The following is a 13299-nucleotide window of genomic DNA, read 5'->3' as shown; positions in this document are numbered from 1 at the left end:
TTCAAAAGCCACCTTTTTTCCTTTCATTAGAGACTGCTTTTATTAGAAGCCGAATCTCAAATTGCACATAACGGTTTGGGTATTGCCGAAGGCGGGGATTTTTAGCGCAAAAGTTCAAACGAAGGACGAATGTTGAACCTTGCACAAATGTCCAATCGAAGTCGTTCAGCCCCGCTTTTGGCAATACCTTGTTGTACGACGTAGTTATTTATTTAGTTTTTAATTCGTCCAAATATTTTCGTATGTCTTTTTCTAATTTTTTGGGATAATCATAATTTAGTTTTTTCGATAATTCAGTTCCAATTTTTGAAACTAAATCAGCCATTGCAAATAAAGCATCCCAATTATCATTTTTTTTACTTCCTGAAAATGTTTGTTCTATTGTTTCCCACAAATCGGTAGTCAGGTATTTTTTAAAAAGTCTGCCGTATTTATTGGTTGTAATATTCCAATTATGTTCGCTTGAAATGTACCATTCGATTAAAGGGATTAAATAGTCTGTTCGGATATTATTTTCAGTCATAAACTTTGTATAAAACAAGTCATCCCTAATAATACATTTTGCGGTATGAGCAATGTCCCACCAAAAGTCATTTAAAACTTGTTTGAATTTTTTTTCTGTAGGTTTTTTTATTATAAAAATCTGGTGAGTAGGCTTTTTTAGACTATTTGTTAGCCCTTCTTTATCCACCAAAACTTTATAGCCAATATCCCAATCTTCGTGTAATTCATTTTTTTTTGCGTCAAGTAAAAATTCGGGTTTGCTGTATAATTTGAAATCTACTTTGACATAGTCAGCATATAAAACCATTTTCATAGCGTGTTTACCTTCGAAATAGGTTTCGTCTTCTTCAACCATTGCAATTGGATTTCCAAAATTTTCTGTCCAAGTATTGTCTGAAATATATTTGGCGTTATTTTCGAATATAAGTTCAATGTCTAAGTCGCTAAAATCGTCAACAGGTGCTAATGGATTTACAAGTGAACTTGTCAATAATACTGCTCTTATGTCTCGGTTATTTTTAGACCAATCAATTATTGCTTTTAGTTTTTCGTCACGAACTTTCATTTTTACGAGGTGGGTTTTACTATGTCGTACAACGTACGGCTCGGCTTTGTCGTCGTTCCGAAAAGGAAGTTGAGAACTTCTTTTTCGGAATGCGTCAAAGGCGACTGTTGTTACGGCTCGGCTTTGTCGTCGTTCCGAAAAGGAAGTTGAAAACTTCTTTTTAGGAATGCGTCAAAGGCGACTGTTGTGAAAACGTCGTGCGAATGCAACGATGGTTTCGCAACTGTCGGCGCAGTCGAGCCGTCCGTTGGGAAAAATCGTCCCGAAGGGCGATTTTTCCCAACGTTCCGGGTATTGCCGAAGGCGGGGATTTTTAGCACAAAAGTTCAATCGAAGAACGAAAGTTGAACCTTGCACAAATTTCCAATCGAAGCCGTTCAGCCCCGCTTTTGGCAATACCTTGTTGCCTGCTGCCCTGTTTCGTTCTGTCGTCATAAGTCAATTATTGTCAACTTTGTTAATGGTAAAGGTCGGTAAATTCTGTCGCCAAAATGATTGATATATTCGTTTTCTTGGTCGTTCCAATTAAACCCTGGTCTTGCCAAACAATACTCGTTTTGTTTTGTAGTAGAAACTACATAACAATAACCAACACCTGCGATTGATGAATAAATAATTTGTCCTTTGTCTGCTTTGTCAGCAAAGTTTCTGTTTTCTCTGTTTTTGGTTGCACGTCCAAACGCATTACAAACTTTATTTTCAAAATAACTTAATTGTTCGTCTAAATTTCTCGTTGCCTGTTTTAAGTTCTTGGATTTTTCTTTTACTTGTTTAATCAGATAGGTTAGGTTTTTGTCAATGTCTGTTGTTGATGTCCAACCTAAGTAATGTAATGCGTTTAATAAAAGTGTTTTCAAATATGGTCTTTCATCTTCTTTCCAGTAAGTGTTTAAAATACAAACAATCGTACTGATAAGTGCATCTTGTTGTAATTGCTCAAACTTTTTTCGTGTATAATCAAATGTATATTCTTTGAAACCATTTTTTGATAATCGTAAAAAGTCGCCAACTATATTTAGGCAACAACCTTTTACATTGTCATTTTCGTAATCGCCAGTTACAGGCAAATAAGTAAAGAAAAGTTGTTGCTGTTCATCTTCTATTTTTTCTGATTTCCCACCAAATTCGTGTATGAGTTCTAACGCAATTAAATACTTTGTTATGTCTGTTAAAGTCAGTTTATAGTCCGACACTTTCGTGTTTTTAAACAAAATGTCGTGATGAAAATAACTGTAAAGGTTTTTGAAAAAGTTTTTGAGTTTTCGTTTGTCGGTTTCTAAAATTTTCAAAGGAACGCTTTTGCCTTGTTGCACTTCGTTTTCATCATTCCCGCTTATGTTGCTAATGTCTTCTTCTTGTTCGTCTGTTCTTATGTCAGCTTCTAATGCTAAACTTTGTGTATGAGCCAATTTAAGTGCGTCTAACACACGAAGTGAAGGCGATAATAGCAAGGCGTTTTCGTGTAACTGTGAATTTGGTTCTATTGGTTTGTAACCTGATAAATCATAAAGTTGTGATTGGTCGGCTATTGCCTTTTCTTCTTTTGTGTTCAATTTGTTTTTAGAAGTACTGATAACCGAAGTTCCGTCTTCTTTCTCGCTTTCGTCAATTATGGCGAAATGAATTAAATCCAAAACATTTCGCAATTCGCCACTTTGAAGTTGTCCGCACAATCTTTCAAGTTCCGCATTTTTTGGATTTGGGTGTGTTTTAGCGATTGTAAAATAATTGCTGACAATGATTTTGTTTGAAAGAGTTTTATTGCTGTCTGTACTGTGTAATTGCACATACCGCAATTCGCTTTCATTAATATCAAGGTTTATTTCGTGCTGTGGTTTTAGTGATTGGATTATTTGACTTTTTATTAGCTGATTATTGTTGTCATACAATCCTACTGAAAAGAATGTATCAAAACCTTTTTCTGTATAAAGCGTTAATGTTGCGTAATTGATTTCGGCAGCCAACAGTTTTATTGTAAACCGATTGTTTTTGAGTATCGCTTGCTCTATTGAAACTCTATCATTGACCGCAAAGTTTGAAAGTTGTTTTTTACTACTTCCTTTTAGTTTCAAACCAATTTTATCTAAAATATTTCCTTTTTCTGAATGAATAAAAAGCGAAACTTCTGAATTTGCAGTGTTTGAAATTCCTAATCCTGCCGAAGTAATGTTTGCACTGCCGAACAAGCAAAATTCTTTGTTGCTTTTCGTCTTAAAATACAAAATTTTAGCGTGTAATTTTGATTGCTGTTTTGCACCAATATTCCTGCATAAATCCAATTCTTTCCAATCGTGAAAAACATATTTTTTATTGTCAGGTAATTCCGTAGGAATTGTGCCACTTTCATCAATTACTACATTGATTTTTGCATTAGGAAAAGTATTTTTAATTTCTTCTAATGCTTTTCCTTGTTTGTCGTAATAAGGCGAAACAGCAGTAATTTCTGTTATCTTTTCATTTGCCGTAAACCGTTTTACCTGTTGCCAAATGGTGGTTTTGTCTGTATTGAACAAAAAAGCCGTTTGGTTATCGGGTAAATCTAAAAATTGAAAATCATTGACTTTTGGCAATTCCATTAGCCATTGCGAATGTTCGTCAATCCAACGTGTTGTTTTTTCGCTTGCAATTCCTTTTGTGGTTGCACTTAGTTTTGAAACATAATTCCACGCTGTAGAAAATATAGGTGCATTTTGCGGTTGCTTAATGTCAAAATGGTAAGCACCCCAAATTTCGTCATTACTTCCATTTCCAGAATTGGTAAGATTGCCTGAACCGACAAGCAATAAGCCTTCATTTTCGCCAAAAAGCAACCAAATTTTTGGGTGGAAAATAGTTTTTTCAAAAACAGGATAAAGTGAATAACCTGTTGCTAATTTCATTTCATCGCCTGTTGCTTGTTGCATCAATTCAGAATAGAAATGTCCGTCAATAAAAACATTTACGTTCCTAATTCCGCAGGAACGTAGCCATTTCATTACTTTCATTTCAAAGAAATAAAAGTCAAAACTGAAAGTTGTGAGTATGCAAGAATGGTATCGTCCGTTACCAATAAGCGAAAGTATGTTGTTGCGTTTGATAGCCATTATTGGTAAGCAATTTTAGTGTGTAGTTCGGTGATATTCCCCTCGTCATTGATAACCTGTAAATCAAAAAGTAAATTTCTCAATGCGTTCATTCGTGGCGAAGTCCAACGTGCAGGAAAAATATCAATAAGGCGTATCATTTGTTCTTCAATGATAAATTTATTGGTTGCTTGTGTTCCATTTCCGATTTTTCGCAAGGCAACCATTTGGTGACGATAAATGATATTTTTATGAATGAAGAATGAAATAAAATCTTTCAAGTCATTTTGCAAATGGTTTGTAATTGCAAATAGTCCGTCTGTCATATTTCCCTCTCTGATAATTCCGTTTCGGCTCAAATATTCTTTTAGTTGTGGCAGTTGCTCTTTGTTGTTATCGTAAAGTTTGAAAAGTAAATCAAAACCGATTTTTGCATTTTTTTGTGGTGTGTTGTTTCTTTCAATTTGCTCTAATAAGTCAATTTCAGTTTCATCAATATTTGTGATGTAATTTTCAAGTGTTGTAGTTTTGTTTTCTTTGTTGATTAGCTTTGAAAAATCAGAAATGAATTTTGGCAAATATTCTTCTGTATGTAAGGTTTCTAAATGCTGAAGTGCGCCAAAGAAAATTAGTCCGCAAGCAAACTGCCAATATTCGTTTAATTGGTAGCAATACCAACCAACATTGGTATTTTCTTGGTTTTCAAATTTCTGTTCGTAACAATCGTCAAGATAAACATACCAATTGTATTCTTGATTGTTTTGTTCTGCTCTTGATAGCAAAGAAGTGATTGTATTTCTTCTATGAAATGTAAATTCTTCTTCAATTTCTTTGCTTGGATAATCTTTGTCTAAAAGCATTTCAACATATAGTTTCCATTCTGTGCTTTCGGGATTTACTTTATCAATAGCAAAATAGTCAATCAGTTCAGAAATGTTGTTTTGCGACAACTTGCCTTTCTTTATGCAGTTGTAAAATAGCGTTCTTATTTCATCTGTCAATCCTTCGTCAAATGCATTTGCTAATTGCTTTCCCGAAACTTTTTGTTTCGGGTGTGGTTGTGTAATGTTGAAAATAATATCACCTTCGTCATTTTCATAACGAACTGCCAATGACAATGCTTGCAAAGCACCAAAATAATATTGTCCGAAAGCACCTGACGGATATTTCCAGTAAGTTTTTTCGTTTCCGTTGTCTTTGTCTGCACCTGATGCCAAATCAAATGTGTTAGATGTAGCGTTGTTAATGAGATTAGAAGCAAAGTCGCTACCAGTAATTTGCGTAATTCCTTTGCGTTCCTTTTGCATTAAAATAGCAATCAATAGTTCGGCTCTGCGAATGAAACGATATTGTTCTGTCTGATTTCCTTGTTTTTCTTTTTTGAAATAAAAGTCAAGAAGCCAGCAGTAAAAGCCGTAATAACGAAGTCTGTTAGTCAAGTTAGAAATTCCGGGCAACATTGTTGCGTAAGTCGCTTCTGATGTTACTTGAAGCCCTAAAGGGTCAAGCCCTGTAATCAGATTTACATTTTCGCCCCAAAACGGATATATGGAATTTCCTTTCTGTAATACAGCCATAGTTTAATTTGTCAGTTTTTTGTCCTTCGTCCCGTCCGCTCAAACTTGCAGGCTGTGTCGGTTAGGGTTGCAGGCAACGGTTTGCAGCTTGGCGAAGTGGCGGATTTTGAAACACTTACTTTCAATTTAACACTAATGTTTATTTGAAAACCAAATGTTCAATTTAGCACTAAACCCGCCATTTTGCCAAACTGCTGTTATCTGTCGTTCTTTTTTCGTTTGTTATCCAAGTTCTAATTCTATACTTTCTATTTGTTGTTTCGATGCTTGTCGCAATTCAAATGCTTTTTTCATTTTGTTGCTGATGTCGACAATCGTTTTTTGTTCGGGTAAATGAATGATAATGTTCGCTAAATCTGTGTCTGAAACATTTGGAATAGCTGCACCTGTTCGATACATAAACATTTGTTTTAAAAACATTTCTGATTTCAAATAATAAAGCAAATAATAACTGTCAATTTTGAAGTTTCGTAAAACTCTAAAACCGTTAGTGCAAATACTTCCTGCTAAGTCTTCTGTTACAAAAGCTGTTGCGTGTTTTCGTGTTCCAACCGAATTTCCCGCGATTGCTGTAATAATGTCGCCTTGTTCAATTTCATAACTTGCTCTGCTTGGTAATTCGTGAACTTGATTTGTTGTAGAGTTGATGATTTCGTAAGAATGTGTGTTTATGTCGGAAAGTTCAACGTATTCAACAATCAAATTCGGGTCTTTTAGTTTTCTGCTTTTTGTTTTTACAATTTCACAAATATCGCCTAAACGAACAGTTTTAAAATTCGCCAAGTTCGAAAATAATTTACGATTTTCTGGTGAATAAAAATCGTAGTCAAATCGTCCGTTTAGTTCGTTGAATTGAATAGAAAAAGAGTTTTCTGTTTCAATTTTTTTGCCTTTTAGAAATGCTTTATAGTTTTCGATTGTAGTCGAAAAGTCTTCGTCCAAAATCGGTTGTTTGTTTTCGCCTTTTATAATTTGTCCGAATTTATCCTTTTGATAAATTGGGGTTCCATTTTTATTTCCTTGATAACCTAATTTTGTAATTCTACCGAAGAAAATCGGATATTGTTTTTCTTCGTTTTTACTATTTTTTTCCAAAAACAATAACGAAGTTTTTACACCTGTTCCAAATGGAATAAAGGTTTCTTGCGGTAAGTTTACAATAGCCAGAACTTTTGCTTTTTGTTTGATGTAATAACGTAAATAATCCAAAGAAGGATTTTCAAAATTTCCGTTTGGTAAAACGATTGCCATTCTTCCGGCTTCTTTCAAAAGTTGCAAACAACGCTCAATAAAAAGAATTTCAGCATTTTGGTTTGCATAAACAGTTTTTGTTTGGTAAAATTCACAGTTTTTTCCCCACTTATGCCCCAAATCAAACTTTGACAAAACAGATGATTGAGTAATTTTTGCACCAAAAGGCGGATTAGTCAAAACCAAATCAAAACCATTTTGTTGACCTAATGAAAGTTTAACGCTGTCCAAATCTTCTAATGAATTTGTGCAAAGAATATTCGTTTTGCCGTTTGCCTCTAAAAGCAATTTCATTTTAGCAATTCGGGCAATACTTCTATTGATGTCTAACCCAAAAATGTATTGAGAAATGGTTTTTGATGTATCTAAATTTTGATTAGCGGATTGCAAATATTTCAAAGCCGACATTAAAAAACCTCCACTTCCACAAGCTGGGTCAATGATAGTTTCTTCGGGTTTGGGTTGCATCATTGCCACGCAAAAATCAATTACAGGTTCAGGTGTGAAAAATTGTCCTCGTCCGTCTTTTTCGTGGTGTGATAAAAACTTTTGAAATGCTAAACCTTTTGCATCCTGAGAAGAACCGAGCAATGAAATTCCTTGTAATTTGTTGATTGTAAAACCAAGTGCGTTTGGACTTAATTTTATACGGTCGTCTGTGTCAAAAATATCTTGATATTCTTTTTGTGTTTGAACAAATAACGAAGTTATTCTGTCAAAAAAAGAAGAAATATTTTTGCCCGATTTTATTTCGTTCCATTCATCAGAAGAAACGGAAAATTGTTTCAGTTTTTTGTTTTCGTCAAAAATTTTGATGAACAAAATTTTTACAAATTCTTCCAATGTCTGTTGTGGTGACAAACCATCATTGGCATAAATATAATCGTGAATTTCCTCAAACCTTTTTAAAAGGTTATCTTCTTTAGAAAGTTCAATATCAAAAAGTAATTCCATAATTTACACATTTGTGTCAAATATAATACACATTTGTGTAATATGCAAGTTATCGACCGTCTAATTGACTTTTGTCTAACTTTCTGTATCTCGGTTTTGTTTCTTGAATACACAAATCAAGGTCGTCATACCAAGGTTTTAACAATTTATGTCTCTGAAAATTTTCTTTGGCGGTTAAAATATCAATCGTATAATTTTGTTGTAAATGGTTTGGTGATTTTGCTTGATGATTTAAATCGGCACTGTTGACAAAAACCAATTCGTGTTTTCCTGTTTTGAGAAATAAATCAACGCAAAGAATGTTAAACTCTGAAACCAAAGGTCCAGTACTTTTTATTTTGGTTTCTGTATCTATTCTTGTTGACGGCATATGTGTTTGTAGTAAACGGATTGGTGCGGTCAAATCCCAAAATGCGTTTTCGTCAAACTCCTCTTCTTTGAAAGTTTTTAGCCATTTTGCAATTTCATCTTTCGACTTCCAAAGTCCTGTTAAATCAGGAACTCCTGCACCAGGATTTTCTTTATTCCAACGAAATTTTGGAAACTTGTTTGAATTTTTCTTTTCCCAATCTTCTTTCGCTTTCTCATAATTACGATTACCTGAATTATTGATGCTTTCAACGTGTTTTACCCTTTCAATAGCGTGTTTATTGAGTAAAGTCAAGCAAGAAGATGTTTTGGTCAAACCGCTTCTTTTTTCTGCATTTGATTTTACACCTTTACATTCAACAACAAGCCATTCATCTTTAGTTGAGCCAATTTTACGAATATAGAAATCTCCTCTTGCATCTTCACTTTTAGCGTTGTTTCCTCCCTCGGGTTTTTCTTTTATTCTCAATGCTTCATAACCGATTGAGTTTGCATATTCCTTAAAAAGTTCTTCTCCTAAATTTCCTAAAATATATCCTTCTGCACCTGGACTTTTTATAAGAACCTCTAAAAATTTGTTCTCGTCAATTCCGAATTTTCGGTTAATGTATTGTTTTAATAAATCCATTTTTACTCTTTAAATAGTTCTGAAATCGGAACATTTAAAGCAATGGCAAGTTTCTCGGCAATAACGATTGATACATTTCTTTCGCCTTTTTCAATGCTTGGAATGTATGTTCTGTCAATGTCCGCATTTAGAGCAAGTTTTTCTTGTGATAATCCTTTCTCTAATCGCAGACGTTTTAAGTTGTTGCCAAATTTTTGCTTAATGTCCATATCGCAAAAGTCTCTATTTGTAGAAAGTTGTACAACGGACAATCGTCAACATAATATTTTTTTAAAGAATACTTTCGGGTGGTGGGTGGGCTTGGTATGTTTGATTTTTTTCGTATTAGTTAATGTTAGTACTGTCGTTTTTAGAATGACAGATAACGTACGGCTCGGCTTTGTCGTCGTTCCGAAAAGGAAGTTTTCAACTTCTTTTTAGGAATGCGTCAAAGGCGACTGTTGTGAAAACGTCGTGCGAATGCAACGATGGTTTCGCAACTTTCGGCGCAGCCGAGCCGTACGTTGGGAAAAATCGTCCCAAAGGGCGATTTTTCCCAACGTTTTGCAGCTACCCGAAGGTGGCGATTTCGAAGCGATTCACTGTCAACCAAGCACGAACTTTGATTGAAGCACAAGGCTTGATTGAACCACAGAACCGCCACTTTTGGGTAGGTGCTGTTAGGCGTTCGTTGTTCTATTCTCATTTCAGTTTCGTTACTAGTTCATCAAGTCTTTTGTCAATTTTATTAATTTCGTTTTTGTCGGCATAGTGCTTATGAGCCTTGATTGATAATTCAGACAGTTCTTTATGAATTGAATTTTTAATGTTAAACTCTGGAATGTAAATAGGTGGATTTATTTTAAATGACCTTGAGTCTGAAGAGTTTAGAATATATGATTCTGTTACGGGTGCATTTAAAATGGCACAAATAAAATGTGCTTCTTCAAGTGAAATAAATTCCCCTGTACTTTTTTGAGAAATTGTAACAGCGTGATTTTGAAATTGAGGTCTTTTCTTTTCGCCCCAAGGAGTTAATACAGAACTAACGACACAGGATTGCCATTTTGTATTATCTCTAAATGCCACATAGTGGTCTGCAAAACTGTATTCGCCAACACGAGCCAAAGCATAAAATTCTGTATTATGTTTTTCTCCAATTATTTTTTCATTGTATTGGGTTTGTGATTCAAAAACCTTTTTAAACTTGTTAAAATACGTGGCTAATAATTTGGAACTTTTGGTTAAATCTTTAATTGAAATTGGACTTCTAGTATTAGTCTTTTCATATGGAAAAGGAACTATGTAATTTGAAGGCAATAAATTAAATCTTTCAATGTCAACTCCTTTAACTAAAGGATGCAAATACTTTTTTTCTAAAGGAAATGATTCTAATGGGATTTTATATTTTGATTTTTTATTTTGATAGTTCTTAACTATCACTGTTTCTTTGGAAACAGGCATATCTGTATCTACTTCTAATAAGAATAATTCTTGAGGATAAAATTCAACGCCTTCTCTACCTTTATAATTTGCAACTCCTGAAATTTTGCTAAACGATTTCAACTCGGCTTCATTTTTAGCACAAGAAAAAATCGTACTATTCTCATTTGCTTGTCCTGCTAATTGTAATGTTTCTGTAAATACATCCTTTAATAAATCAAAGTCTGTGAAATTTGAATATTGTTTCAAATCATATCCCTTGTTTTTTATAAAATATTTCAAAGGAATACCTTTTTTATAATCTACTTTTTTGTTTGAAAAAAAGAATGTTAAAAATTTATGTGTCACTGGATCAAATGGATGCCCTGCTTTTGTCCAATCGAATAATTGCTGAAAATATAGATTTGTGCTATCGTCAAGTTTAAATTGTCTGAACCCTTCATAAGTTTGCTGAAATATTATAGTTTGAGGCATTAAAAAAGCCAAAACACCATTTTCTTTTAACCAGTTCATTGCTGAAACATTTGAAATCAATGCACAAATATTGAGGTTTATTCCGCCTGTTAAACTGTCGCCTGAAAACAAATGTCTTTCTATACAAATTGATTTGACTCTTTCTCTATATCCTGCTGGCAAATTCTTCCAGTCAATCCAAGGCGGATTGCCTACAATTAAATCAAATTTACCTAGGTTGGCTGTAGTTAAAAAGTTTGTTACAATTCTAGCCCATATTCCATTCCATTCATTTCTTTCCAAGTCAACAAATTGTTCTGCTAAAGATTTAATTCTATTTTTAATTTCTTCAGTTAAATCCTTTTTTGGAATAATTGCTGATAACTTTTCTTGTATTGAACTAGCATCCAAATTATGAATGTCTTGTTCGATACTTGTCATTGTTTGGGAGAATAATGCAGGATTAGAAACAGCACTTTGGGGTAAGTCAATGTTTATGTATCCCTTTATCGTTTTAATACTATAACTGATGCACTCTATATTGTCAACTAGAACTTTTGTAGGAACATATGAAGAATCGCCAAGATAAACAGGTATTTCAAACTCATCATCATCTGAAATTAAGTGAGAAACGTTAATAAAGTAGTTAATTCTAGAAGTTAAAACCGCCAATGGATTTAAGTCAATTGCTTTTACTCTATTTAATACTGAATTTAATCTTTCTTTTTTTGTTTTGTTAATCGTTTCAAGTAAAACGTGTTTTATTAATATAGTAACAAATGTTCCAGAACCGGCACAAGGGTCAAGTGCTGTCCAGTCTTTCTTTATTGGATTCAGATTAATTGTTTCCCTAATTAAATTGTCTGCCAACCAAGATGGAGTATAGAACTCCCCAAGACTGTGTCTAACTTTGTCTGGAATTATCTTCATAAATAATTCTCGAAATAAATCTTGAACATTTTCGCCAGTTTGAAAAAGTGCTTTGTCTTCGTATTGCGTTAATATTTTAAATATTTCTTGAACTAAACCACCAATTTCGTTTGTCCATTGATTTGAAGAACAATACCAAGCAAAAAAATCACCCTCTAATAAATTACCAATACCAAGACTTCTAAAGATTGCTCCTTCTTCAAGGGAATTCATTTGGTGTCTTAATGTATCAAAATCTGTTTCTGATAGTTTATTAAAGTCGATTAGGCTTTTATTAAAACGGATTTTACTAATAACCTTGTATGCAATAATTTTTACAATAATTGCATAAGTTGTCTGTATTGCATATAATGCTAAATATTCATCTTCATTTGTTTTTAGCTCTTCGTCAATAGTTTCTTCGAGTGATTTTTTCCTTTCTTCAATTGCTTTTTGTTTTGAATTATCATCGTGAGCCAATCTAAATAACTCTTTCCACTCATTAAACAACATCAAAGAACGGCCCGTAGGGCTGTTTTTTAATGTGTTAAAAAGACAAAGCGTAAGTTTGTTTGAAAGACTAATATCAGATTCACAAAAGTCTTTTACTAAATTCTCAGGAGTTAACGCAATCTTGTCAAGAAGTACGATACTTTTTATTATTCTATCAATGTGTTTAGAGGAAAGTTTTTCAAAAGCACCTTCATTGATAACACCATTTTCAATATTAATGAGTTTGCATTGAGTTCCATCTGTTACGATACCGAAATAGTCTAAATTATGCTTAGCATTTAGTCCTTTTAAATAGTCAACAAGTTGTGAAGAAGCCTTTTCTTTATGTTCAGTCGATTTTAATTTCGAAGTATGTTTAAATTCTATAACGAGTGCCCCAATTTTACTATCAATTCTGCCTTTGGAAATGTGCCTTTCGGTATTGATAGTTTTTTCTTTTTCAGGGTAATATTTAAGTCCAAGAGTTTCTTTTATAAATGAAAATAATTCGAGTTCAAAAATGGAAACAATACTTGCTTCATTCTCTGCATTTTTGGATTCTGTGTATATGTCGTGGCTAACTTCTGATAATAATTCAGCATATTCAGTTGTCCGAATAAGTAATTCTATTTGCTTTAGTTTGAACTTGTTTTTTTTCGTTTTGTCCATTGATTTTATAAAGTGTCAAAGGTAAGATATTCTACCTGTCATTTATTTTTTTTTAGTCTTAATATATTCTGATTCTGTGGTTCGGTGCAATGACGCCTAACGTTTGGCGGCTTTGCGAAGAAGCGGATTTCGGAGCTCAAAACTGTCAACATAGCACAAAAGTTGATGCGAGGTAGAATGTTCAATTAACCACTGAACCCGCTTTTTTGCAAAACCGCTGTTACCTGCTGGCCTTCTGTCCACCGTGTCGTTGTATGCCTTGTCAATATTGAGTTTTCTTGTCATTGTCTGCTGTGTTTGTCGGGCTGTGTGTCGGTGTATTTTTATTTTTTTTGAAGCGTTGGGGAATTTTTTTAAAAACAATTTTTCTCTGCGTTGGCAAAGCAAGCTCTTTTGCAATTTTTGGTCTGTGCGTTGGCTTGTGTGAATTGCAAATGTGCTTGC

8 protein-coding genes are annotated in these 13299 nt (G+C 33.7%); all 8 read right to left on the bottom strand.

Annotated features, from left to right (window positions below; genetic code table 11):
- Positions 1-208: 208 nt before the first annotated feature.
- Positions 209-1069, bottom strand: a complete 861-nt coding sequence (locus tag ACN0WB_RS10670) for an AadS family aminoglycoside 6-adenylyltransferase (RefSeq protein ID WP_025069680.1) — start codon at positions 1067-1069, stop codon at positions 209-211.
- A gap of 431 nt (positions 1070-1500) precedes the next feature.
- Complete coding sequence (locus tag ACN0WB_RS10665) at positions 1501-4152, bottom strand: hypothetical protein (protein ID WP_417431603.1); 2652 nt, start codon at positions 4150-4152, stop codon at positions 1501-1503.
- Positions 4152-5708 carry a glutathione S-transferase family protein gene (locus tag ACN0WB_RS10660; RefSeq protein WP_417431601.1) on the bottom strand — a complete coding sequence of 519 codons (1557 nt, stop codon included), beginning with the start codon at positions 5706-5708 and terminating at the stop codon, positions 4152-4154. Before ACN0WB_RS10660 ends, ACN0WB_RS10665 begins: the two co-directional genes overlap by 1 nt.
- 222 nt (positions 5709-5930) lie before the next feature.
- Positions 5931-7913: an N-6 DNA methylase gene (locus tag ACN0WB_RS10655; protein WP_417431599.1), complete on the bottom strand. Its 1983-nt coding sequence runs from the start codon at positions 7911-7913 to the stop codon at positions 5931-5933.
- Between the two features lie 49 nt (positions 7914-7962).
- The gene (locus ACN0WB_RS10650) at positions 7963-8910 is read right to left on the bottom strand and encodes a hypothetical protein (protein ID WP_417431597.1); all 948 of its coding nucleotides are present in this window, start codon (positions 8908-8910) and stop codon (positions 7963-7965) included.
- A 2-nt stretch (positions 8911-8912) separates the two neighbouring features.
- Positions 8913-9119: a helix-turn-helix transcriptional regulator gene (locus ACN0WB_RS10645; protein WP_417431595.1), complete on the bottom strand. Its 207-nt coding sequence runs from the start codon at positions 9117-9119 to the stop codon at positions 8913-8915.
- Positions 9120-9591: 472 nt separating this feature from the next.
- Positions 9592-12855, bottom strand: a complete 3264-nt coding sequence (locus ACN0WB_RS10640; RefSeq protein ID WP_417431593.1) for an Eco57I restriction-modification methylase domain-containing protein — start codon at positions 12853-12855, stop codon at positions 9592-9594.
- Positions 12856-12951: 96 nt separating this feature from the next.
- Complete coding sequence (locus ACN0WB_RS10635) at positions 12952-13098, bottom strand: hypothetical protein (protein WP_417431591.1); 147 nt, start codon at positions 13096-13098, stop codon at positions 12952-12954.
- Positions 13099-13299 lie beyond the last annotated feature (201 nt).

The sequence above is a fragment of the Halpernia sp. genome, from assembly GCF_048269545.1.
Taxonomy (GTDB): Bacteria; Bacteroidota; Bacteroidia; order Flavobacteriales; family Weeksellaceae; genus Halpernia.
Note: the sequence above shows the minus strand (reverse complement) of the source record. Positions and strands in the feature narration are given on the sequence as shown.